The 24763-nt window shown below is 51.3% G+C and carries 22 protein-coding genes; 12 read left to right on the forward strand and 10 right to left on the reverse strand.

Annotated elements, in window-relative coordinates:
* Positions 1-118: 118 nt before the first annotated feature.
* The 4 genes from hemL to Q4A84_RS07230 all read left to right on the forward strand — a co-directional run bounded on the left by hemL (position 119) and on the right by Q4A84_RS07230 (position 3049).
* Positions 119-1402: a glutamate-1-semialdehyde 2,1-aminomutase gene (gene hemL, locus Q4A84_RS07215; RefSeq protein ID WP_303088256.1), complete on the forward strand. Its 1284-nt coding sequence runs from the start codon at positions 119-121 to the stop codon at positions 1400-1402.
* A gap of 71 nt (positions 1403-1473) precedes the next feature.
* On the forward strand, positions 1474-2058 hold the full coding sequence (locus tag Q4A84_RS07220) for a 5-formyltetrahydrofolate cyclo-ligase (RefSeq protein WP_303088257.1): 585 nt from the start codon (positions 1474-1476) through the stop codon (positions 2056-2058).
* A gap of 122 nt (positions 2059-2180) precedes the next feature.
* On the forward strand, positions 2181-2417 hold the full coding sequence (locus Q4A84_RS07225; RefSeq protein WP_303088258.1) for a TM2 domain-containing protein: 237 nt from the start codon (positions 2181-2183) through the stop codon (positions 2415-2417).
* A gap of 122 nt (positions 2418-2539) precedes the next feature.
* A complete protein-coding gene (locus Q4A84_RS07230; RefSeq protein ID WP_303088259.1) occupies positions 2540-3049 on the forward strand; it encodes a protein disulfide oxidoreductase in 510 nt (169 codons plus the stop codon).
* A 67-nt stretch (positions 3050-3116) separates the two neighbouring features.
* Here the strand turns inward: Q4A84_RS07230 and Q4A84_RS07235 are convergent, their stop codons facing one another.
* Positions 3117-5120 (reverse strand): prolyl oligopeptidase family protein, encoded by a 2004-nt coding sequence (locus Q4A84_RS07235; protein ID WP_303088260.1) that lies wholly within the window; start codon positions 5118-5120, stop codon positions 3117-3119.
* 68 nt (positions 5121-5188) lie between these two features.
* On the opposite strand from Q4A84_RS07235, the gene Q4A84_RS07240 reads away from it, so the two are divergent.
* A complete protein-coding gene (locus tag Q4A84_RS07240) occupies positions 5189-5752 on the forward strand; it encodes a hypoxanthine-guanine phosphoribosyltransferase (RefSeq protein ID WP_303088279.1) in 564 nt (187 codons plus the stop codon).
* Positions 5753-5841: 89 nt separating this feature from the next.
* Here Q4A84_RS07240 and Q4A84_RS07245 read toward each other — a convergent pair whose 3' ends face one another.
* The 4 genes from Q4A84_RS07245 to Q4A84_RS07260 form a co-directional block, all read right to left on the reverse strand.
* Positions 5842-6813: a bile acid:sodium symporter family protein gene (locus Q4A84_RS07245; protein WP_303088261.1), complete on the reverse strand. Its 972-nt coding sequence runs from the start codon at positions 6811-6813 to the stop codon at positions 5842-5844.
* Between the two features lie 205 nt (positions 6814-7018).
* Positions 7019-8731 carry a hypothetical protein gene (locus Q4A84_RS07250; protein ID WP_303088262.1) on the reverse strand — a complete coding sequence of 571 codons (1713 nt, stop codon included), beginning with the start codon at positions 8729-8731 and terminating at the stop codon, positions 7019-7021.
* A 346-nt stretch (positions 8732-9077) separates the two neighbouring features.
* Positions 9078-9965: a tRNA glutamyl-Q(34) synthetase GluQRS gene (gene gluQRS, locus Q4A84_RS07255; protein WP_303088263.1), complete on the reverse strand. Its 888-nt coding sequence runs from the start codon at positions 9963-9965 to the stop codon at positions 9078-9080.
* Between the two features lie 183 nt (positions 9966-10148).
* Positions 10149-10886, reverse strand: coding sequence for a phospholipase D family protein (locus Q4A84_RS07260; protein WP_303088264.1), 738 nt, complete (start codon positions 10884-10886; stop codon positions 10149-10151).
* Positions 10887-11004: 118 nt separating this feature from the next.
* On the opposite strand from Q4A84_RS07260, the gene tsaB reads away from it, so the two are divergent.
* The 3 genes from tsaB to Q4A84_RS07275 are packed head-to-tail and all read left to right on the forward strand — an operon-like array spanning position 11005 to position 12941.
* Entirely contained in the window at positions 11005-11682 is a 678-nt protein-coding gene (gene tsaB / locus Q4A84_RS07265) for a tRNA (adenosine(37)-N6)-threonylcarbamoyltransferase complex dimerization subunit type 1 TsaB (RefSeq protein WP_303088265.1), read from the forward strand.
* Between the two features lie 3 nt (positions 11683-11685).
* Positions 11686-12129, forward strand: coding sequence for a ribosomal protein S18-alanine N-acetyltransferase (gene rimI, locus Q4A84_RS07270; RefSeq protein WP_303088266.1), 444 nt, complete (start codon positions 11686-11688; stop codon positions 12127-12129).
* Positions 12123-12941 (forward strand): uracil-DNA glycosylase family protein, encoded by an 819-nt coding sequence (locus Q4A84_RS07275; RefSeq protein ID WP_303088267.1) that lies wholly within the window; start codon positions 12123-12125, stop codon positions 12939-12941. The genes rimI and Q4A84_RS07275 overlap by 7 nt, the downstream gene beginning before the upstream one ends.
* Before the next feature lie 274 nt (positions 12942-13215).
* Here the strand turns inward: Q4A84_RS07275 and aspS are convergent, their stop codons facing one another.
* The 4 genes from aspS to rpsT form a co-directional block, all read right to left on the reverse strand.
* Positions 13216-15024 carry an aspartate--tRNA ligase gene (gene aspS / locus Q4A84_RS07280; RefSeq protein ID WP_303088268.1) on the reverse strand — a complete coding sequence of 603 codons (1809 nt, stop codon included), beginning with the start codon at positions 15022-15024 and terminating at the stop codon, positions 13216-13218.
* Positions 15025-15097: 73 nt separating this feature from the next.
* Positions 15098-15823: a DUF502 domain-containing protein gene (locus Q4A84_RS07285; protein WP_303088269.1), complete on the reverse strand. Its 726-nt coding sequence runs from the start codon at positions 15821-15823 to the stop codon at positions 15098-15100.
* A gap of 79 nt (positions 15824-15902) precedes the next feature.
* Positions 15903-17078 (reverse strand): phospholipase A, encoded by a 1176-nt coding sequence (locus tag Q4A84_RS07290; RefSeq protein ID WP_303088270.1) that lies wholly within the window; start codon positions 17076-17078, stop codon positions 15903-15905.
* 151 nt (positions 17079-17229) lie between these two features.
* A complete protein-coding gene (gene rpsT / locus Q4A84_RS07295; protein WP_303088271.1) occupies positions 17230-17493 on the reverse strand; it encodes a 30S ribosomal protein S20 in 264 nt (87 codons plus the stop codon).
* Positions 17494-17860: 367 nt separating this feature from the next.
* Between rpsT and Q4A84_RS07300 the strand changes: the two genes are divergently transcribed.
* The 4 genes from Q4A84_RS07300 to Q4A84_RS07315 all read left to right on the forward strand — a co-directional run bounded on the left by Q4A84_RS07300 (position 17861) and on the right by Q4A84_RS07315 (position 23358).
* Complete coding sequence (locus tag Q4A84_RS07300) at positions 17861-19003, forward strand: extracellular solute-binding protein (RefSeq protein ID WP_303088272.1); 1143 nt, start codon at positions 17861-17863, stop codon at positions 19001-19003.
* Between the two features lie 256 nt (positions 19004-19259).
* Positions 19260-20384, forward strand: a complete 1125-nt coding sequence (locus Q4A84_RS07305) for an aminotransferase class V-fold PLP-dependent enzyme (protein WP_303088273.1) — start codon at positions 19260-19262, stop codon at positions 20382-20384.
* A gap of 148 nt (positions 20385-20532) precedes the next feature.
* Positions 20533-21213: an epoxyqueuosine reductase QueH gene (locus tag Q4A84_RS07310; RefSeq protein WP_303088274.1), complete on the forward strand. Its 681-nt coding sequence runs from the start codon at positions 20533-20535 to the stop codon at positions 21211-21213.
* A 501-nt stretch (positions 21214-21714) separates the two neighbouring features.
* Complete coding sequence (locus tag Q4A84_RS07315; RefSeq protein ID WP_303088275.1) at positions 21715-23358, forward strand: lactate permease LctP family transporter; 1644 nt, start codon at positions 21715-21717, stop codon at positions 23356-23358.
* 90 nt (positions 23359-23448) lie between these two features.
* Here Q4A84_RS07315 and Q4A84_RS07320 read toward each other — a convergent pair whose 3' ends face one another.
* Positions 23449-24330 (reverse strand): prephenate dehydrogenase, encoded by an 882-nt coding sequence (locus Q4A84_RS07320; RefSeq protein ID WP_303088276.1) that lies wholly within the window; start codon positions 24328-24330, stop codon positions 23449-23451.
* Positions 24331-24763: the final 433 nt, after the last annotated feature.

Below are 24763 nucleotides of genomic sequence, written 5' to 3' on the forward strand. Positions count from 1 at the left end.
TAAAGTCCAGCCATTATAGAGAGCGCAGCGAAGCCAGACAACACGCCTGCGCCGCCCGCCTCGTTTATCCACTATAATGCCTGTCTGAAAACCTTTTCGACTTTCACAAGGAATCGCCATGAACCGCAACGAACAGCTCTTCAACCGCGCCAAAGCCATTATTCCGGGCGGCGTGAATTCCCCCGTACGCGCCTTCGGCAGCGTCGGCGGCATCCCGCGTTTTATCAAAAAAGCCGAGGGCGCTTACGTATGGGACGAAAACGGCACGCGCTACATTGATTACGTCGGTTCGTGGGGCCCTGCGATTGTCGGCCACGCCCATCCCGAAGTGGTCGAAGCCGTGCGCGAAGCGGCTTTGGACGGTTTATCGTTCGGCGCGCCCACTGAAGCCGAAATCACGATAACCGAAGAAATCGCCAAAATCGTGCCCAGCGTCGAGCGCATCCGCTTGGTCAGCTCCGGTACCGAAGCCACCATGAGCGCCATCCGCTTGGCACGCGGCTACACCAAGCGCGATAAAATCGTCAAATTCGAAGGTTGCTACCACGGCCACTCCGACAGCCTGCTGGTCAAGGCGGGCAGCGGCCTGCTGACGTTCGGCAACCCGAGTTCCGCCGGCGTGCCTGCCGACTTTACCCGCCATACCGTTGTTTTGCCCTACAACGACAACACAGCGCTGGAGCAAGCCTTCGCCGAATTCGGCAACGAAATCGCTTGTGTCATTCTTGAGCCGATTGCCGGCAACATGAATCTGGTGAAACCCAGCAACGAATTTGTTCAAACCCTGCGCCGCCTTACCGAGCAGCACGGCAGCGTGTTGATTTACGACGAAGTGATGACCGGCTTCCGCGTTGCATTGGGCGGCGCACAATCACTGCACGGCATCACGCCGGATTTAACCACCATGGGCAAAGTCATCGGCGGCGGCATGCCTTTGGCGGCTTTCGGCGGCAAGCGCGAAATCATGGAATGCGTTTCACCTTTAGGCGGCGTATATCAAGCGGGCACTTTATCGGGCAATCCGGTCGCCGTGGCCGCCGGACTCAAAACCTTGGAAATCATCCAACGCCCGGGCTTTTACCAAACCCTGTCTGAACGCACCCGCGCCTTAACCGACGGCCTGACCGCCGCCGCACGCAAGCACGGCATGACCTTCAGCGCCGACAGCATAGGTGGCATGTTCGGCCTCTACTTCGCCGAACGCATACCGCAAAGCTACGCCGACATGGCCGCTTCAAATACCGAAGCCTTCAAACACCTGTTTCACGGCCTGCTCGAGCGCGGCGTTGCCCTCGGCCCATCCGCCTACGAAGCCGGCTTTGTCTCCGCCGCCCATACACCCGAGCTGATTGACGAAACCATCAGCTTGGCCGACGAAGTGTTCGCACACATGGCGCGCTGAAGCGAAATGCCTGTCTGAAACCGCCCGCACGGCTTTTCAGACAGGCATCAACCCGAGCAGGAAACCCGACCATGCCTTCCGTGAAAAGCGAACTGCGCCGCCAACTGCGCCGCGCCCGCCGCAACATAAGCGCAAGCCAACGCCGCCACGCTACTTTGCAAGCCAACCGCCAACTGAAAAAATTCATCAAACGCGGCCAAAAAATCGCCGCCTACTGGCCGATAGGCGGCGAATTGCGTTTGGACGCGCTACTGGCAACCGCACAACGGCGCGGTGCTAAAATTTATCTGCCATACATCGAAAAAAACCGCTTGCGCCTCTGGTTCACCCCTTACCAATACGGCCAACAGCCCGAGCGCAACACGCAAGGCCGCATGAACATACCGCAATTTGCCGGCCGAAAAATCCGCGCTGACAAGCTCAATCTCATGCTGCTGCCGCTGGTCGGCGCCGACAGCCAAGGCTATCGGCTGGGGCAAGGCGGCGGTTTTTACGATGCCACGCTCGCCCGAACCCGCCCCGGCAAACCGCTTAGAATCGGCGTCGGATTCGCCTGTCAGCTCGTCGATACGCTGCCGCACGAAGCGCACGATATCCGCCTGAACGCGTTTGTCTGCGAAAACGGCATCCGTCGTTTTCCTTCGTCGTTTGTGTAAACATCGGCCTTTTCAGACAGGCTTTCATTTTGCCTATCTTTACCGAACACACGGTTTTAATTCGGGCAGCGCACCCGTATATAGACGCCGTCTGTTCCAACACGTTGAAAAGGAAAACAAACATGCAACCCGTTTCCTATGCCGCCACCTATCCCCACACCTGCAACAAAGCCCTCTATGTTGCGATGGCGCTGCTTTTCGGCAGCTTCGGCATACATAAATTCTGCGCCGGCCGCGTGTGGATGGGTATAATTTACGTTCTGCTGAGCTGGACGTTCATTCCCGGCGTTATCGGCATCATCGAAGGCATTCTGGCCGCATTCAAACCCACCGATTCCCTCGGCGCGATTGTGGTTTAATGCCTGAAGAAAACCGCCGCGAGCAGCGCTTCACGCCGCTCAGGCCTTTCGACTAGAGCTGCCGCACTCGCGGCAGCAAACATTTGTGCAACATCAATGCTATTTTCAGACAGGCATATTCCATGAACCCGCCCAAATGGCGCCGCTGGCTGCAAGAGAGTGCCAAGCTGGCCGTTTTGATACTGATTATTTTCAGCGCCGTCAATTGGTGGCGCAAACCTTCCCTGCCCGAGCATTTTTCACAACAGCCGCTGCAAACACTCTCGCAAAAAACCGTCAATCTGGCGCAATTAAGCCAAAACAAAGTGGCCGTTTTGTATTTCTGGGGCACTTGGTGCGGCTATTGCAAACGCACCTCGCCGGTGGTTGAGCAGCTGCGTGCCGAAGGCATTCCCGTTTTAAGCATCGCCTTAAGCTCTGGCGACGATGAGAAGGTAAGCCGCTATATGCAAGAACACGGCTTGCGGTTTGAAACGGTCAACGACCCCGACGGCGCCCTATCCAAACAATGGGAAATAGCCGTTACGCCAACCGTCGTTTTCCTGAAAAACGGCGCCGTATCAGGCCACACAACCGGCCGCAGCGGCTATTGGGATCTGCGCATGCACCTTCTGCTGGCCGACTGGTTCTAAACGCACCCGCCAAACGCAAAAAAGCCTGTCTGAAAAATTCAGACAGGCTTTTTAAATGAAGCAAAGATTATCCTGCCAACGCACTTTCCAAAAAGCATAACACGCAAGCCAATTCCGCCGCCGTTTCTTCTTGCGTGCCGTTTCCCGTATGGCCGCCGTTTTCCGGCGCATAAAGCCAGGTGTTCGGCGAAACCTCGCTCAACTTGGCGTAAAATTTCAACGCATGCGCCGGATGCACCCTATCATCGCTCAGGCTCGTAGTAATCAAGGCGGGCGGATAGACCGTGCCGGCCTGCACATTGTGATAAGGCGACAACGCAGTCAGATAAGGGCGCATGGCTTCGTCGGCCGGATCGCCGTATTCCTCTATCCAGCTCGCCCCTGCCGATAGCCCCGTGTAGCCGAGCATATCGGTCAGCGGCACTTCGCACACCAAAGCGCCGACGCTCTGCGGCTCGCGCACAAAAGCCGAAGCCGCCACCAAGCCGCCGTTGCTGCCGCCTTGCAAAGCAATCTTAGCGGCACGCGACAGGCCGCGTTCGCACACATCCTTTACCACCGCCAGCAAGTCATCCGCACTGCGGTGTTTGTGTTTGCCTTGTGCCGCACGATGCCAATATTTGAATTCACCGCCGCCGCGCACGTTCGCCAACACAAAAGCATAACCTTTTTCCAGCCAATGCCGCCCCATCGTGCCCAGGTAATGCGGCAGCTCGGGCACGCCGAAACCGCCGTACGCATAAACCAGCGTCGGCGTATCCGGCGAAGCGGCTTTACCGACGTGATAATAAGGCACGGCGGTGCCGTCGGCCGACTTCGCCCAGAATTGGTTGACAACAATACCTTGCGGGTCAAACTGTTTAGGCTGACGGCGCAAAACCGAAAGCTCCATCACGTTCAAATCCAAGGCAAACAGCGTCAGCGGCTCGATAAAATGGCTGTCGGCCAGATACACCGTATCGCCGCCCCAAGGCTGGTCGGTTATCTCCAGCGCGCCGCCCGGCAAAGCGGGCAAATCCTGCTCTTGCCACATCCCGCCCGTATATTTCCAAGCTTTCAGACAGGCATTCACTTTATCCAGATAGCTCACCAGCACAAAACGCTTGGTGGTTTCCACCGCTTCCACCGCCTGATACTCGTTCGGCTCAAACAAAAGCTGCGCCTCGCCGATTTCGCCCTTGTTCAGCTTCACCGCCAGCAGCGAGCCGGCCGGATAAGTATGGTTGGCCCGCCGCCATTCTTCGCGCAGCAACACCATCAGCTGCCCCGCCAGATAGCCTGAAATTTCACAGTCTTTGGGCAAATTCAACAATTGAACGTCGCCTTGCGGGTCGACGCAAAAATAATCTTTGGTAAAAAAGCCGGTCGCCGCTTCAATCAAATCCACCGGCGCGCCCTGCCCGTCCAGATAGCGCCACGCGTTCACCATCACACCCGTTTCCGCCATCTGATAAACCGGCAGCGCCTCTTCAAAACACTGGCCGCGCCGCATCAGCCAAACTTGCCGCGGATAGCCCGAAACCGTCAGCTGCCGCTCGTCCCACGCCGGGCAAAGCCAAACGCTGTCGGCATCGCGCCACGCCACATGGCTTTTGCCGGCCGGAAAATGAAAGCCACCTTCCACAATGGCGCCTCGCGCCAAGTCGAATTCCAGCGTATAAGCCGTATCGCCACCCGCAATGCTCAACGTCAGCAAAACCTGCAACGGGTTCTCCACATAATGCGACACCCCGTCGAGATACACGTCATCGCCCAGCACTTCATCAAAATCCGCCACGCTGAATAAAATCTGCCAATCCGGCTGCCCTGCACGGTAAGACGCGGCAGAGCAAACCCGATAAACACCCTTGGGATAATCCGCATTCTGATGAAAATGATACATTCTGGCCCGATGTTCTTGACAAAACGGAATCTGGCGCTCGTCTTGCAGCTGCGCCGTAATATCGTCTTTCAACGCATCAAACCGAGGCGATTGCGCAAAGCGGCGCAACGTTTGATCGTGAGCCTGCGAGGCAAACGCCGAAGTTTCCGGCGAATCCAAATCTTCCAGAAAAGCAAAAATATCCTGCATAACAAAACCGCTTGAATTAAAAAACGCGATTATAATATGCTTTTCAACCGATTTAAGCCCCGACACGCATTATGGATATCGAAACCAAACGCCGCCAAACCCAAGCCATGCTGGATAACGCCGACCTGCTCTTCAGCGCCAACGAATGCCGCGACGCGCTACAGCGGATTGCCGCCGACATCAGCCGCGACTTAGCCGACAAATACCCGCTGATTCTGCCCGTGATGGGCGGCGCCGTCGTATTCAGCGGGCAGCTGCTGCCGTTGCTGCGCTTTCCGCTTGATTTCGATTACGTGCACGTTTCCCGCTACGGCGACAAGCTGCAAGGCGGCAATTTCAACTGGAAGCGCATGCCCGAAGCCGAAGCCATCCGCGGCCGCCATATCGTTGTGCTCGACGACATCCTCGACGAAGGCCACACCATGGCCGCCATCCGCACCAAGCTGTTAGAAATGGGCGCAGCCAGCTGCCGCACCGCCGTGTTCGCCAACAAACTCATCGACAAAGCAAAACCGATAAGCGCCGACTACATCGGCCTGAACGTACCCAACCGCTACGTTTTCGGCTACGGCATGGACGCCGCCGGCGCATGGCGCAATCTCGGCGAAATCTACGCCTTAAAGCAAGACTGAACCCATAACGCAAAATAAACCGCACCACCCATTAAAAATGCCTGTCTGAATGTTTTCAGACAGGCATTGGTTCATCTAAATCTCTATCTCTAGCCATTAGCGCTTTGCTTGGTGTCTTCGGCATTTTGCGCGAGCTTATCCGCCTTGGCCGACCAATAAGACGCCAGCAGCGAACCGGAAATATTGTGCCATACGCTGAAAATGGCGCTGGGCACAGCGGCAAGCGGGCTGAAATAAGCGGCGGCAAGCGCGGCGCCCAGCCCAGAATTTTGCATGCCCACCTCAATCGCCAGCGTTTTTTGCGCGTCATACGGCAGCTTGCAGAATTTGGCCGCCAGAAAGCCCAGCAGATAGCCGATACCGTTATGCAATACCACCACGCCGAAAATCAGCAAGCCGCTTTCCGCAATCTTCGGTTTGCTCCCGCCAACCACCGCGCCGATAATCAACACAATCGCCACCACCGAAACCACCGGCAACACACCCGCCGCCGCTTCGGTTTGTCGGCGGAACAACACATGCGCCACGATACCCAGCACAATCGGCAGCAACACCATTTGCAAGATGGAAACAAACATCTTGGCCGCCGAGATTTCCAGCCATTGATGCGCCAACACATAGAAAATCGCCGGCGTTAAAATCGGCGCAAGCAGCGTGCTGATGGAGGTAACCGCCACCGAAAGCGCCACATTGCCCTTGGCCAGATAAGTCACCACATTTGAGGCCGTGCCGCCCGGGCAGGCGCCGACCAAAATCACACCCACCGCGATTTCCGGCGGCAGCTTCAAACCTACCGCCAACGCATAGGCCGTCAACGGCATGATGGCAAACTGCGCCACCACGCCCACCAACACGGCCTTCGGATGCCGGCCCAGAATTTTGAAATCGGCGGGCGTCAGCGTCAGCCCCATGCCGAACATCACCACACCGAGCAGCCACGGTATCAAAGGCCCCACCCATTTGAACGTTTCCGGCGCCACATAAGCAACGGTGGCAAACAACGCCGCCCATAAAGCAAAAGTTTGACCGACAAATCGGCCTAATCGGTTTAATGTTTCCATTATTAATCTATTAATCGGTATCGTTAAAAATCGTAAGGATACCCTGATTTCCCGCCGAATAAAAGCCGCCGCCGCTGAAAAATGCCTTTCATCTGGTTTCTTACCGCAATGTTGTGTGCGGCAGCCAAGCCGGGCTGGTTTTTGCCGAGATAATAATAATGCCTGTCTGAAAACCGATTCAGACAGGCATTATGTTTTAATCAGGCTAGCCCAATACTTCCTGCGCTTTCAAAATATCTTCCAGTTTCAGGCCGGATTCGAGGTTTTGGAAAGTAATGCTGTTTTGATAGGTTTGGCCGTCTTTCACGCCGGTGAAGGTTAGCGTATGGGTTGCATCGTTCCATGAGGCGTTGTCGGCATTTAAGGCTTGGGTGAATACCAGTTTGTCTTTGCCGATATCGAAATCGGTAATGGTGTCGCGGCCGCTGTTGCTGTTGGTAACGAACACATATTTGTCAAAACCGGTGCCGCTGCTGAGCGTGTCGTCGCCCGCGCCGCCGATGAGGATGTCGTTGCCCGCTTCGCCGCGCAAAACATCGTTGCCGCCGTTGCTGCTGCTATCCAGCAGGCTGGCCCAATTGCCGGCGATAAAATTGCGTACCGCATCGTCGCTGTTGTTGCCCAGATTTTGCTCCACATAACTGTGCAAGGCCTGATAAGCATCGCTACCGTCGGCGGCGGTAAAGTTGAGACCTGCGGTGCTAACGTTATCGCCGAAAATAATATCGTGGCCGTTATTGCCTTCGATGGTATCGGCGGTCGCCTTCATGGTGTACACCAGCTTGTTTTCGCCGATGCCCAGATCAACCGTGTTACGGGTGTCGCCGATTAAAACGTCGTTAACCAAACCGCCTTGTAATTCGTTATTCTGGCCGTTGGCATTGTCGGCCACGGTCAGGTGCTCGCTATAGGCATCGCCGGAAGGGTCGTTTACCCGAATCGACAATACCGAAGTGTCGGTATCGGTGCCGTTATACACCTGATAAGTGATGTCGGGCACCTTACCCGTGTAGTCGGCATCGGAAGGCACAAAATGGTAGCTGCCGTCATAATTAATCCGTATCGTGCCGACACCGTCGATATCCAACGTTTCATTGGCTTCGGCGGTTTTGCCGCCCACGCTGAAATTCAAGATGCCGGGCGTTTTGCCGCCTTTTTCCAGATAATAGTCGCTCAGCACATTACCGTTGAAACCAACCTCTTTGCCGTCGACACTGCCTTTGAGCTTATTGAAAGAATCGTTTTCGTTCTGGTCGATAACCACCGCACCGCCGCCGTATTGCCGCCCCACGCTAATGCTGTAAACGTCTTTGCCTTCGTTGTCGTCGGCATCGGTAGATTTGAGGGTAATGGTATGGCCGCCGGCATCCAAGTCTTTTAAGGTTAAAGTGAATTTTCCGTCGGCATCCACTTTGTCGACGGTGTAAACCTCGCGATCCACTTGAACCCGCACATGCGTGCTGCCCGGCTCCACTTTGCCTTCAATGCTGATATCGCGCGAATAACTGTGCCAATTGCCCTGCGCATCCGCTTTCATAACCGAGTGTTCCGACACGATTTGCATGCTTTGGTCATTACCCGACACTTTGCCGTCAATACGGGTAACGGTCAGATTGCCCGACGAAGAAGCCGCTTGCAGCTCGAAGCGCACATCGCCGCTCATATCGGTTGTGCCGTAAGCAGTGAACGTGCCGTCTTTATTGATTTGGCTTTTGTCGACCGTGGTCAAATATTCGCGGATGACCGTCTCACCGTTAATGCCTTTGGCCGTGCGGTGGGTATAAATTTTTACGCCGGTGCTGGTCGGGTCTACCTGGCCGTGGAAAGTAATCGATTGTTTGCTGGTCGTGAAGCCGCTTTTCCCCGCTGCTTCGCGGCTGTCGTAGCCGTTTACTTCAAACCATTGTGTCACGCTCATGAAGAACCTCTCTGTCAATTGAAAATGATGCCTATCGGATTTTTCCAAGCCGATTTTATCGTTATCAGCGCTTTACGTTTGCTTACCTCTGCAATATCCGCCTGAAATAGATTATTTTCATTATTAAAAATCAAAAGTTTAAATTAAATTAATTAAAAATGCCATTTGATTATACCAAATAATTTAAATTTTATTAAACGAAGCGTCAGAAAAAAACAGTGGTTTGCATTTTAACTTTACAAACACAAACCGTTTACCTTTTAGACAATATGATACGAATCGCAGCCTCATCACAGAGCGATAAAAACCATAATGCCTGTCTGAATTTGTCAGACAGGCATTATGATTATTCCGTTACCAGCGCTTCAGGCGGCACTTTCGCTATAGCCCAATGCGCCACCGCCCAATCCAATAAAGCACGCGGCTTATCGGTTTCCGGCGCAGGCGGCAAGTTCAAATAGTGCATCACCTGCCGCAACAATGCCTCCCGCCGCGTCAAATCCAAAGCCGGCGCCAACGTCTGTTTCGACCATTTCTGCCCCTGCGCATTCAACAGCAGCGGCAAATGCGCATAGGCCGGCATCGGATAACCCAAGCAGCGTTGCAACCAAATCTGACGCGGCGTCGACACCAATAAATCCTGCCCGCGCACAACATGCGTTATCCCCTGCTCGGCATCATCAACCACCACCGCCAATTGATACGCCCAAAATCCATCCGCCCGCAGCAATACGAAATCACCTATATCGCGCGCCAGATTCTGTTCGTAATGCCCGACCTCCGCATCATCAAAGCCAATTTCTTCATCCGGCACTCGCATGCGCCAAGCCGGCGCTTTTGCATTCGGCGGCGCTTGATAACCCTCTGCCGCACAATGGCCGGCATACACGAAACCGTCTGCGCCCGGCTTGGCCGCAGCCTGCCAAGCCTTGCGGCTGCAATAGCAAGGATAAACCAAACCCTGCCGTTTCAAATCGGCCAAAGCCGCCGCATACAAATCATAACGGCGGCTCTGATAAACCACTTCACCATCCCATTCGAAGCCGAACGCCTCCAACGTGCGCAAAATATCATCCGCCGCACCCGCCATCTCGCGCGGCGGATCCAAGTCTTCCATCCGCACCAACCACCGCCCGCCCTGCGACTTCGCATCGGCGAACGACGCCAGCGCAGTAAGCAGCGAGCCGATATGCAGCAAGCCGGTAGGGCTGGGGGCAAAACGTCCAATATACATAGATTTCCGCAACGTTTTCAGACAGGCATATATGGGCAGAAAAATTCGTTTCCCGCACTTCCAAACATGCCGTTATTTAATTAAACAAAGCGACCGAATCGCTTTCCTTCATATAAAAATAAAAACGGGGCGCATTTCCTGCATAAGCATACGCCCCCCGATTGATGTTTCAAACAAGCTTTATTACGCGTTCTCTCCGCTTTCATGCCTGTCTGAAAACGATAAATCCAAATCATCGGGCCACACAATAAACAAACCGTAACGCCCTTTTTTCACAACACCGCCTGCCTTCTTGCCTTCATCGGTTAAATGATGAAACTTACCATCAACGGTTTGCCAGCCCTTTTCACACAATTTCTGATTGCATTCGGCCGTGCTGATGCCCAGCTTTTCCGCCAGCTTAGCAGCAGTCAGCATATCATAGGCTTTTTCTTCCCCTGTTTGCGCAGGCTCGCCAAGCGGACGGTCTTTATCCACCACGTCCAGCGAAATCTTCACTTCATCGCTTATCCTGATAATCCGCTGAGCCTCGGCATAAGCATCCTGATAAACGCCCGTATCTTCCTCACGGCTGATTAACACCCCCATTTCATTATTATTAATCTGGCTGAATTCATACAAATTCAAGCTCGTAATAATACACGCCTCTTCATTAATATAACATTTCGCATGCAGATTCGGGCAATAGCTGGTGCGTAAATAATTCAGCTTTTTCAGCCAATCTGCCTCCGCCGGGCGCAATTCGCTTTTACCGTAAACCAGCCGCACGTCTATCTTCATGCGGTTTTTATCTTCCAGCAATTCTTTAATCCGATCGTTCAACTTCAAATAAGGGCTGATTAAATACAAACGCTCGCGCGCATTTTTAATCAATTCTTCCAGATAATAAGTCGTTCCGCTGGTATTCAAAAATTTAGCCATGTTTTATTTTCTCCGTAATCGTCATTATTTCAACGGGCACTATTTTACCCGATTTTCCACGGTTCGAGACCCGCCGGCAATGCTATAATGCCTGCCTAAAAACACCACCCCATCCATCATGCAAGCCGATTTTTCCCGCCCTATCCTCGCCATCGACACCAGCACTGCATTTCTCTCGCTGGCGCTTGGCAACAACGGTGCCGACCTGCTCCGTCACACAGAAGCAGGTTCGCAACAATCCGCCCTGATTTTGCCGCAAATCGCCGAATTATTGGCCGAAGCAAACCTCGCAACCGCGGATTTGGGCGCCATCGTTTACGCGCAAGGGCCGGGCGCCTTTACCGGCTTGCGCATCGGCGCCGCCGTAGCACAAGGGTTGGCTGCACCGTTTGACATACCGCTCATCGGCATTCCCTGCCTGGATGCCGTGGCCAGCCAAATTCCCGATGCAGAATGCGTGTTGGCCGCCACCGACGCACGCATGGGCGAAGTATTTTACGCTTGGTTCGATGCCCTCAACCAACGCCGCTTAAGCGATTACCAAGTCGGCAAAGCCGCCGACATCCAACCGCCTGCCGGTGCGGTCAATCCGCAAGGCATCGGCAATGCCTTCTCCCTGCCCGAGCCGCCGCCGTTTCCCGGCATGCAAACCATGCCGACCGCTTCGGCCTATTTGAATTTGGCCAGAAAAGACCGCTATCCTGCCTCTGGCGCGGCAGAAGCCGAGCTGCTTTACGTGCGCAACAAAATCGCCCTGACTGCGCGCGAACAGGCCGAGCGCAAAGCACGGGGATAAACCATGCAGATTCGACCCGCCGTTGCCGACGATTGCGCAACCCTCGCCGCCATTGATCAAGCAGGCAACCCTTCGCCTTGGTCGACCGCACAATTTGCCTCTGCCTTGCAAAACCGTTATGACCGCATTTTGGTGGCGCAGGAGGCAAACGAAATAACCGCTTTTATCGTATGGCATACTTTATTTGAAACATCCGAGCTGCATCTGATTGCCACCACGCCGACACACCGAGGCCGCGGCATCGCTTCCATGCTGATGGCCGAATGGTTTCAGACAGGCATCGCACAGAATGTCACGCGCTATTATCTGGAAGTACGCGCCGGCAACACCGCCGCACAGGCTTTATATCGGAAACACGGTTTTATCGAAACCGGCCGCCGTCGTGCTTACTACTCTCAACCCAACGGCAGCCGCGAAGACGCTTTGATAATGGAGAAATTATGTTAAGCAGCCGCTATCTTCATCTGCACGAAGCACTCGGTCTAGGCCCGATGTGGTTAAAACAAGGCGCCTGTATATTGCCCGACGGCAACGATACCAAGCCAGCGGCAACCAATGCCGCACCAGTTTCCGAACCACCTAGCCAAGCCCCTGCTCCGGTTTCTGCTCAAACACCGCCCGCCGCCGCTACACCTCTGCCGCGCCAAACACCACCGGCCCCGCCCGTTTCCAGCGCACACGCCGCAACGCTCGCGTCTCTCGGTTTAAAGACCATGCACCAAAAAGTGCAAGAAACCTCAGTGGCCTCCGAACCCGCACCCAAGCCGACCGAACCGCAGCACAGCAATAATACGGTCGAACATTACAAACAAGCGCTCTCCGACAAAATCAATCCGGCCAAACTGATGGTCGTCAGCATCTGCCCGTCGCCCGAAGACAGCGTAGCGGGGCGGCTGTTTTGCGGCCAAGTCGGCACATTATTAAACAATATGCTGAGCGCCATCGGCCTGGTTGCCGAAGAAAGCCACCTAACCAGCTGGCTCGACGCAACCGAATTCAACCCCAACCCCGATGCCACCCACCTGCTTCACGCCCTGCCCCGCATCCGTGCCGAACTGGAGCTGGCCGAACCGCAAGCCATCTTGTTCCTCGGCCAATTCTTTACCGCACCAGAGCAAGCCCCAATCATGAAGCAATTATGCGGCGAGTTGCCCGTTTTCAATATTCCCCATCCCGCCCGCCTGCTGCGCTACCCGCAGCAAAAAGCCGAAGCATGGGCAGAACTCAAAAAACTGCGCACGGCCTTATCCAAACGTTAGTCCGCCCGTATCCATCCATCAAAAACCGTATCGAATACCAGCCCTATTGGCAGCCTGAGCATCCGCACCATGAAGCTTGCAATCCGGTCAAACACCGATGCACCATTTATTCACCACCAATAATTGAGTTGTTCCGACGGCGGGTTTGAATCATCAACATCGAACGGCTCATAGGCTTGTCAAAGCGAAGCTAAAAAAGCCTGTCTGAAAAACATTTTCAGACAGGCTTTATCTATTTAAATCAATCGCTACTCAGATGAAAAATAATTTTTTATCAAGCTTCTTTGTTCTCAGCTGCTTTCTGACGCAAACGCAAGCCGAGTTCGCGCAATTGTTTATCATCCACTCCATTCGGCGCATTGGTTAACAAACATTGCGCACGCTGGGTTTTCGGGAAGGCAATTACGTCGCGGATGGAATCGGCACCGGTCATCAAAGTTACCAAACGATCAAGCCCGAAAGCCAAACCACCGTGCGGCGGCGCACCGAATTTCAAATTATCCAGCAAGAAGCCGAATTTGTTTTGCTGCTCTTGCGGCGTGATTTTCAACGCGGCAAATACTTTTTCCTGAATATCGGCGCGGTGGATACGGATGGAACCGCCGCCGATTTCCCAGCCGTTAAGCACCATATCGTAAGCGCGAGCGAGGCAGTTTTCAGGATCGCTCTCCATCAGGTCTTCATGGCCAGGCTTGGGCGAAGTAAACGGATGGTGCATAGCAGCATAGCGATCGTTTTCTTCGTCGTATTCAAACATTGGGAAATCAACCACCCACAAAGGTTTCCATTCGTCTACAAAATAGCCGCCTTCCGCGCCGTGCTCATGGCCGATTTTAATACGCAATGCGCCAATAGCTTCGTTTACCACCTTGGCTTTGTCGGCACCGAAGAAAATGATATCACCGTTTTGCGCGCCGGTTCTGGCGATGATTTCTTTCAACGCATTTTCAGACAGGAATTTCACAATCGGCGATTGCAAGCCGCTGTCTTCGCCGTTGCTCAGATTGGTTGCATCGTTCACTTTAATGTAGGCCAATCCTTTGGCACCGTAAATACCAACAAATTTGGTGTATTCATCGATGTCTTTACGGCTCAATCTGGCACCACCCGGCACGCGCAACGCCACCACACGTCCGCCTTTCATATCGGCAGCAGCACGGAATACTTTGAATTCTTCGCTTTTCATCAAGTCGGTCAGCTCGGTGAATTTGAGCGAAACGCGCATATCCGGTTTGTCGGAACCATAATAAAACATGGCATCGGAATACAACATGCGCGGGAAATCACCCAGCTCCACACCCAACGCATCTTTAAACACCTGCTTGGCCATGCCTTCGGTAATATCCATAATTTCGTTTTCATTCAAAAACGAAGTTTCCAAGTCGATTTGGGTAAATTCAGGCTGGCGGTCGGCGCGCAAGTCTTCGTCACGGAAACATTTGGTAATCTGATAATAGCGGTCGAAACCGGCCACCATCAGCAACTGTTTAAAGAGCTGCGGCGATTGCGGCAACGCAAAAAATTCACCCGGATGTACGCGGCTGGGCACAAGATAATCGCGTGCGCCCTCCGGAGTGGAGCGGGTCAGCATCGGCGTTTCGATATCGATAAAACCCTGAGCATCCAGATAACGGCGCACGCCCATCGCCACTTGGTAGCGCAACCGCAGATTGCGCTGCATGGCTGGGCGGCGCAAATCAATCACGCGGTTGGTTAAGCGCACGTTTTCGCTGAGGTTTTCATCATCGATTTGGAACGGTGGCGTAGCAGCAGCGTTTAACACTTCGATTTCTTTGGCCAGAATTTCGATTTTTCCGGAAATCATTTTATCGTTGGTCGTGCCTTCGGGGCGGTTGCGCACGCGGCCGGTAATGCTCAAAACATATTCGTTACGGGCGGAATCGGCAGAAGCAAAAGCGTCCGGCGTATCCGGATCAATCACCACTTGCACTACGCCTTCACGGTCGCGCAAATCGATGAAAATCACGCCGCCGTGGTCGCGCCGGCGATGTACCCAGCCTTTAACGGTAACGGTTTGGTCTAAATATTGCTCGTCAATCAAGCCACAATAGTTGGTACGCATAAATCACACCTTGATAATATAAAGGATAATTGGTTTTAAAGAATTTTTTCAGGCTGAAAAGCCCGGTTCGTTATTACAAAAGCTCGTCGGAATCGCCCTGCTTGTCTTTTTCAGACAGGCTTTGTGGCAATTGCGCTGTTTCCTGCGGTTTTTTCAATGTTTCCGGCATAACCATGCCCAGTGAAATCACATATTTCAATGCCTCGTCCACGCTCATATTCAACTCGCGCACATCACTTTGCTTGACCATGATGTAATAACCGCCGGTGGGATTGGGCGTGGTCGGCACATAAACGGAAACATAAGTCTCCTGCTCGGGTAAATTGTCTTGCACGGCAGCCGGAATACTGCCCGACACAAAAGCAATCGTCCAAATATTCGGCTGCGGAAAAGGCACCAGCACCGGTGTTTTAAACGAGCGGCCATTATCCGACAGGAGCGATTCGGATACTTTTTTAACGCTGGAATAAATCGACTTCACAACAGGTATGCGGCCAAGCAGGCTATCCCACCCTTCCAGAATCTTGCGGCCGAGCATATTCGCGGCAAACACACCGGTAACAAATAAAGCAATAATGGCGGCAATCGCCCCCAAGCCGGGAATCTTAAATCCGATATAGTATTCCGGCCGCCAATGCAGCGGCAGAAGATTGAGCAATTGATCTGAAGCATTAACAATATAAGTCAGCGCCCATGCGGTCACAGCTATGGGCAGCCAAACCAAAATACCGGTAATCAGATATTTCTTCAGCGCCCTTCCGACACGACTGCCTTCCGCTTTTTTTTCTGCTGCTGCCATAACTTAAATTTCCATTAAACAAAACCGCCCAAACACGCATTATACGTGCTCGGGCTTAAAGAAACGAGGAATTTAATGATTAAAAACCATCCCAGTCGTTAAACATAATACCGATACCGATGCCGGTTTGTTTGTGGTTATAGTCTATCAGGCTCTCGCCGTAGCCATGAAAACCGCGCACATAGGCTTTCAGCTTACCCTTCACCGGAAAAGCATAACCGGCTTCAATGGCACCTTTACCTGTTCTGGGGTTGTAGCGCAGAGTGGTTCCCAAGGTTTGCTTGTCATTAAAGCTATATTGCAGTTTCAAATCGCCATAGCCCATATAGTCGGTGATATCGGGATTGTCATCGTCGTTTCCACTCTGGTCAAATGCCCTCGCCCATACCCTCGGAATCACCGTCAGTTTGCCCCACTCCATACCGGCCATAGCATAGATGCGGTTCCATGAACGAGATTCAGGCTGGCTCTGCCCGTTAGACTGATGGGCGAAACCTGCACCGACCATCCGCAATTTCCCGCCGAAAGGCAAATTGGCTTTAACCGGCTGCGTAATCAACAGCTCTGGCATGTAATCAGTATTGCGGAAAGGAGCGGAACGCTGGCCTTGGTTCCAAAGCTGCCAATCTGATTTCTGAGTATAGCCGAACCATAAATCGGAACGCGTTTTGAACAAATCTTCCATCAGCTTGGTTTTAAAGGAAATCTGCAACTTGGTTTCCAACCGCTTCTGCTCCGAAAACCGCTCCGCCGTTGTCACGCCGCGCGTAGGGCTGTAAGGAGCGTAGTTCGGGCTGCTGTTGTACCAAGCGGGCAACAGATACATCGGGTTATGCTCGCGCAAGGATAGAATGCCGTTAGGATTGTTCGCGTCCAAATCGAAAAGCTGGCTCAACGGCGTATAGGCATCGGAAGCGTCGATCAAATCTTGCGTAGGCTCAGTTCCGGAAGCACCGGAAGCCTGCACTTCTGTATCATTATGATCCTGATGATCTTGGTCGAACACCACAACCGCTTCTTTTTTCTCAATACTGTTTTCCACCGACTTCACCAAATCCACCGATTTGGGCTGCGGTTTTTCGGCTTTAGGTAAGTTTTGCGGCGGAAACTGCGCTGCATACACCTTATCGAAACATGCCAAGCGCAGCGCATTATCATGCAACAATGTGCATTGCAACGCCGGGTCAGTGGCTGCTTTAACAGACAAAGGCAATGCGGCTACCAACGCCAACGTGCTGTATTTTAAAAAATCCATAACCATTTCCTCAACAAATCCATCGGATAACGGCAATCTGCTTTGGCTTCAGTAGAAGCCGAAGAAACAACGCCCCCAATATAAACCTTCGGCTTATTTCGGGGGCATTTATGCTATACCTTATACCAGATAAAACTGGAACTGCTCAAATTTAAGCCATCGCTTTGATTTTGGCAGACAAGCGGCTTTTATGGCGTGCCGCTTTGTTTTTGTGGAACACGCCTTTGTCGGCGATGCGGTCCAAAACTTTGGTATTTTCTTGATAAACCGCTTTCGCAGCGGCTTTATCGCCGGCTTCAACAGCTTTCAGCACTTTCTTAACTGCCGTACGGAAAGCAGTACGCAAGCTGGCGTTGTGAGCACGGTTTTTGACCGTCTGGCGAGCACGTTTGCGGGCTTGTGCGCTATTTGCCATGTTTGATGTCTCCTGAAATAAATCTTGAATTTCGTAAACGGCAAATTTTAATGGCTTCATCCGACAAATGCAAGTTTTTTCAATAAAAAGCCGTGCAACCGTCACAAATTCTATCTCGAATCACGAGCACAAAGAAAACGCATTACCGCAAACGCCGAAGCCATAGATTCGTTTTTTCAGACAGGCATATCCCTCAGCCTAAACAGCAAGTTCAGAATCCATCTTACTGTTTGCATTTTGATTTTTTGTAACACCTCCATTACAATGCAATCATTCTGGCCTTTAATCAGGGAAAGATTTTGGCCTTTGCTGGCCTCAATAAAAGGCATATCTCTTGTTTCCACTCACCAAGGAATGATAACCCATCATGAAAAAATCATTATTGACCGCATTGATTGCTTTCGCGCTCGCTGCCTGTGGCGGCCAATCTGCCGAGCAAAAAAACAACGGCCAAGCGGCTTCCCACCCTGCCGACAGCAGCGGCCTGCCGCAAACTGACACCTTGAATATCTACAACTGGTCTAACTATGTGGATGAAAGCACCGTAGACGATTTCAAAAAGAAATACGATTTGAAACTGACCTACGATCTTTATGAAAACAACGAAACGCTGGAAGCCAAGGTTTTAACCGGCAAATCCGGCTATGATTTAGTTGTGCCGGGCATTGCGTTTTTACCACGCCAAATCAAGGCGGGTGCCTATCAAAAAGTCAATAAAGATTTAATTCCCAACTATAAAAACATCAACCCCGAATTGCTGAAAATGCTGGAAACCGCCGATCCGGGCAATCAGTATGCCGTACCTTATTTCTCCGGCGTCAATACCATTGCCATCACGGCTAAAGGCAAGGAAATTTTGGGCGGCGAGCTGCCGGAAAACGGCTGGGATCTATTATTCAAACCGGAATACACTAGCAAACTGAAGCAATGTGGCATCGTATTCTGGGACTCTCCGAGTGAAATGTTCCCCATCGTTTTAAATTATCTGGGCAAAGATCCTGCGGGCACCAACCCCGCCGACATCGACGAAGCCGCCAAAGCCTTGGAAAAAGTTCGCCCCGACGTAAAACGTTTCAGTCCTTCTTATATCGACGAATTGGCACGCGGTGATTTCTGCGTGGCGGCCGGCAACGGTGGTGATTTGAACATGGCAAAGAAACGCGCCGAAGAAGCCGGCAGCAAAGTCGGCATCGAAGTGCTCAACCCGAAAGGCATGGGATTCTGGATTGAATCTTGGCTGATTCCGGTTGATGCTAAAAACGTAGCCAACGCGCATAAATACATCGATTGGACTTTAGACCCTGAGGTTGCAGCGAAAAACGCACTGGAAGTAACTTTCGCACCCTCCAGCCTGCCTGCGCGCGAAAAACTACCGAAAGCTTTAGTGGAAACCCGTTCTATTTTCCCAAATGCTGAGGATATGAAAAACGGTTTCGTCATGCCTCAAATGAGCGACAAAGCCAAAAAACAAACCGTCGCCCTATGGCAGCAGCTTAAAGCAGGTAAATAAGTTTTTTAATATGAAGCAACCCAAGAAAGCCTGTCTGAAAAATTTCAGACAGGCTTTCTTTATTAATTATCGGCATGCTTCGGGTTGTTTCGAAGCTGGATACATAACCAAATCATGATGATTATGCAACGTTATACAAATATTAACGACCAAAGCTTCTCAGTATGCCTTCAAACACAGTTCAGCTATAATATCCGCACTGGCAACACACTTTTCAAACTGCAAAGCACAACATATCAAACTAAGGAGAATTTGCATGAGCACCCTGCCCCGCCCGGAAATTGATGAAAACGGCCTTCTGGAATATTCGGTAGTTTATACTGACCGCGCGCTGAACCATATGTCGCAAAAATTCCGCGCCGCACTCAACAGCATTTCCGCCACCTTAAAAAAAGTCTATCACGCCAGCCATACCGCCGTTATTCCCGGCAGCGGCACTTCGGGCATGGAAGCCGTTGCCCGCCAATTGGCACGCGGCCAAAAATGTCTGATTATCCGCAACGGCTTTTTCAGCTTCCGCTGGACGCAAATTCTAGAGCAAGGCAACCTGGCCTCCGATACAAAAGTGCTGACCGCGCGACAGGAAAATGCACCGCAAGCGCCCTTTGCTCCGGCTCCGATTGAGGAAGTCTGCGCAGAAATTGCCGCCTATCAGCCCGCCGTCGTGTTCGCGCCACATGTCGAAACCGCATCAGGCATTATGCTGCCCGAAGATTATATCTCCCGCTTAGCACAAGCCACCCATGCGGCAGGCGGTTTATTGGTTATTGATTGTATTGCTTCGGGCTGCATGTGGCTCGATATGGAAAAACTCGGCATCGATGTCTTGATTTCCGCACCGCAAAAAGGCTGGAGCGGTTCGCCTTGCTGCGGTTTGGTAATGCTTAATCAGACAGCCTACGAAAAAGTACAGCAAACCGAATCCGACAGCTTCGCATTGGATTTGAAAAAATGGCTGCAAATCATGCAGGCGTTTGAAAACGGCGGTCACGCCTATCACGCTACTCCGCCAACCGACGCGCTGTATCAGCTCTACCAAGTAATGCAAGAGGCCGAACGCATCGGCTTCGAAAACTTACGCACCAAGCAAATAGAATTAGGTCAGAAAATTCGCACCTTACTGGCCGAAAAAGGCTACCCCAGCGTTGCAGCAGCCGGTTTTGAAGCACCCGGCGTCGTGGTCAGCTACACAAGCAACTCCGATATTCAAAGCGGCAAAGCATTTATTGAACATGGAATGCAAATTGCATCAGGCGTACCGCTACAATGCGGCGAACGAAGCGATTTCCAAACTTTCCGCCTAGGCTTATTCGGCTTAGACAAACTACAAGATATTGATCGTACGGTAAAAACCTTTGCCGACATTTTAAATACACTCTGAATAGTTTGAAACATGAAGGCATCAAGTCGCTCGGAAGCTGCCACTTTCGAGCGGCCTTCTCGTCTGGTAAAATTAAACAATCTTATATTTTCAGACAGGCATTCCTCAATGCCTGTCTGAAACCCTCGAACACACAAAACAACACACCATGAGCAAACCGCAAAACGACAAACCTTTCGAACGCCCCGTACTCGTTCCGCCCGACGGGCACAAAAAAGTGCTGCTGCATTCCTGCTGCGCGCCCTGCTCCGGCGAAGTGATGGAAGCCATGCTGGCTTCGGGCATCGAGTTCACCATTTATTTCTACAACCCGAACATCCATCCAAAAAAAGAATACGAAATTCGTAAAAACGAAAATATCGCGTTTGCCGAAAAGCACGGTATCCCTTTCATCGATGCCGATTACGACGTCGACAACTGGTTCGAGCGCGCCAAAGGCATGGAAATGGACCCCGAACGCGGCCGCCGTTGCACCATGTGTTTCGACATGCGTTTCGAACGCACCGCACTATACGCCTACGAACACGGTTTCCCCGTAATCACCAGCTCCTTAGGCATTTCCCGCTGGAAAAACATGAATCAAATCAATGATTGCGGTGTGCGTGCCGCAGAAAAATATCCGGGTCTTACCTATTGGGAATACAACTGGCGCAAAGGCGGTGGTAGCGCACGCATGATAGAAATCAGCAAACGCGAGCATTTCTATCAGCAAGAATACTGCGGCTGCGCCTATTCCCTACGCGATTCCAATCATCATCGAAAATCACAAGGCCGAGCCCCGATTAAAATCGGCGTCAAATATTACGGCGACGACGATGCGGAAAGCTAACCGGCGCAAACCAAGCCGATTCATCGGTTATAATACTTCTTACATACCAACCTGATATTCTGTCCATACGCAGTAAGAATTTGATTTTCATACTCGCAAAAGCCTGTCTGAAACGTTTCAGACAGGCTTTTCAATATAAAAATAAGCTATGAATATAATTTAATTTATCAAAACATGGCATTTTCAGGCAAGATTATGTGGTTTTCACGTAACAAATTGATTTTATATTTCTTACAACCAGCAACAACCCCAATGCCTAGCCAATCCGTATCTATATGATAAAAAATATCAATTTCAAGTAATTTTGCTACAGATAATTATAGCAAAGGGAAGAGATTGTTTTTTTACAGATATTTTTCAGATATATGTTGACCAAATGAGCACAGTTTTGTAAGGTATCGCAGCATTTTGTAAACACAAAGTGTTCTTTTGGGCATGCAAAGCGGCATGTAATTGCTGCGGCATCCCACATACAATATCAAGAAAATCGGAGATTTTTACATGGATATCTGGGTTCAAAATTATCATGCGATAGGGGACAGCCTCTATCTGACGGCCGCGGCAGCGATGTTGCCGATTATTTTCTTTTTCTTGGCACTAACCGTGCTCAAGCTCAAAGGTTATAAGGCCGGTCTTTATACTTTGCTGATTGCCCTGGCTGTAGCCATTTTCGGCTTTAAAATGCCGATAGGCATGGCGGTTTCTTCCGCCCTGTATGGTTTCGCCTATGGTTTGTGGCCGATTGCATGGATCATCATTACAGCCGTATTCTTGTATAAAATCACCGTAAAAACCGGTCAATTCGATATCATTCGCGCTTCGGTCATCTCGATTACCGAAGACCAACGCCTGCAAATGCTGCTGGTCGGCTTTTCGTTTGGTGCGTTTCTGGAAGGCGCGGCAGGCTTCGGCGCTCCGGTCGCCATTACCGCTTCTTTGCTGGTCGGATTAGGCTTCAACCCGCTGTATGCGGCCGGTTTGTGCTTGATTGCCAATACCGCACCCGTGGCATTCGGTGCATTGGGCATTCCGATTCTCGTGGCAGGCCAAGTTTCCAATCTTGATCCATTCCATATTGGTCAAGTTGCCGGCCGTCAATTGCCGATTCTATCGGTTATCGTACCGTTCTGGTTGGTTGCCATGATGGACGGCATGCGCGGCATCCGCCAAACGTGGCCTGCCGTTTTGGTTGCCGGCCTGTCGTTTGCCATCACCCAATTTGTTACGGCCAACTTTATCGGCCCGGAATTACCCGACGTAACCTCTGCCTTGGTTAGCCTGATTTGCCTTTCCGCTTTCCTGAAAACATGGCAACCGAAAGAAATTTTCACTTTCGACGGCATGAAACAACCGCAAGCGCGTCAAGCGTCTGAATACACCTCAGGTCAAATTCTGAGAGCATGGGCACCATTTGCGATTCTGACCGTTTTCGTAAGCGTTTGGACTTTCAAAGGCGTGCAAAACATTCTCGATTTCGCCACCATCAAAATCAACTGGCCCGGCCTGCACAATCTGGTTCAAAAAGCCACACCGATTGTTCAAGAACCAACTCCTTATGCTGCCCAGTTCAAACTGAACCTGTTAGGCGCGGTGGGCACCTCTATCTTGCTGGCCTCCATCGTTTCGGCCATTTTGCTGAAAATGAAACCGGCCGATGCCATTAAAACATTTAAAGAAACCGTATACGAATTGCGCTTGTCGATTTTATCCATCGGCTTGGTATTGGGTTTTGCCTTTGTAGCCAACTATTCCGGCTTGTCTTCCACCCTGGCCTTGGTTTTGGCCGGCACGGGCGTTGCCTTCCCATTCTTCTCACCTTTCTTAGGCTGGGTCGGTGTCTTCCTAACCGGTTCGGATACTTCTGCCAACGCACTGTTCGGCTCGCTGCAAGCCAGTACCGCCCACCACTTGGGCATTACGCCTGAATTAACCGTGGCGGCGAACACCACCGGCGGCGTAACCGGCAAAATGATTTCTCCGCAATCCATCGCCGTTGCCTGTGCGGCGGTAGGCCTGGATGGCAAAGAATCCAACCTGTTCCGTTTCACTGTAAAACACAGTCTGATTTTCTGTACATTCGTTGGCCTGCTGACCCTGTTGCAAGCTTACGTATTGCCTTGGACTCTGATTTTCTTTGAGAAATAAAAAAGCATAAACCAATGCCTGTCTGAAAATTTCAGACAGGCATTTTTTATTGCGAAAACCAAATAAGCTGCCTTGCCACCGTTATCAGCTTTAATTCTGCTGTTCCAGCCAACCGTCCCTCGTCGCCTTAGCCTCTTCCAAATAAGCGTATAAACCCTCGGCATCACCCGCTTGCAGCAAATACGCCACTTTATCCAACTGAGCACGCTGCCCTTCGATTAAATCCAACAAACTCTGCCGATTGGCCAGACAAATATCCGTCCAGATAGCAGGATGGCTTGAAGCAATCCGCGTAAAATCTCGAAAGCCGGAAGCCGCAAAATTCAGATAAAGATCGGCATCCGCATGATCTTGAATTTGATGTACATAAGAAAAAGCCAACAAATGCGGCATATGAGATACAGCGGCGAAAATCGCGTCATGCTCCGCCGCAGGCATTATGAATGTGCATGTGCCCACTTCCCGCCACAGCTTTTCCAACAAATCCAATGCAGCGGGATTCTGCACAGGATTAGGGCATAAAATCAGCTTTTTGCCTTCATATAAACCAAATTGCGCCGCCAACGCACCATGCCTGTCTGAACCTGCAATCGGATGTGCAGCCACACAATTTGGCAAGTGGTCAGGCAAATACTGGGCAAACGCCTGTAAAGCCGATTGCTTTGTGCTACCCACATCGCTAACGATTGTTTCTTTCTGCAATAAAGGAGCGAGCCGAGTGCAAATCGCCGGCAGCGTCGCCACCGGCGTCGCAATCAAAACCAAATCTGAACCGGCAATGCTTGCAGAATCGATTTCCGTTGCCGCCTCATCAATCACTTTACGTTCCAGCGCCCGCTCGAGATTCTGAACGTTTACATCCACACCAACAACCCGCCGCACCAAGCCCTTACGCTTCAAATCAAGCGCAAAAGAACCACCGATCAGCCCGACGCCGATCAGGGTCATTTGGTTCAAAGAGAAAGTGGCCATAACAAAAGATTTTTAGTTAAACAACGGAATAAATAAATTGATAAGCAATCCTGCACCCCAGTTTTACCCAGCAAAACACACCATAAAAAGTCTGAAAATCATACTATACCAGGCAACTTAAACTTTTAATTTACAGCTCAATGCCATGCTTTGTCGCAGTCATTTATATCATACTACGTTATTAATTTTTGATTAAAATTTCTACAATCGAAAACAAGGTACTAATAAATAAAAATAAATGAACTATTTTAAATTATGACAATCAGATAAAAACAAAGTAATCAATGATGTTTAAACCCATTTTTAGATGTTACCTCTATAGCTTATAGACCGCTGAATGGTTTCATAATTGATTAATTTTGAATGTATCGTTATATAAATTTTGGGGCTGTCCTAGATAACTAGTACAAATCATGCTTTACTAATTGTTTTA

This window comes from Neisseria sp., assembly GCF_030527965.1.
Classification (GTDB): Bacteria; Pseudomonadota; Gammaproteobacteria; order Burkholderiales; family Neisseriaceae; genus Neisseria.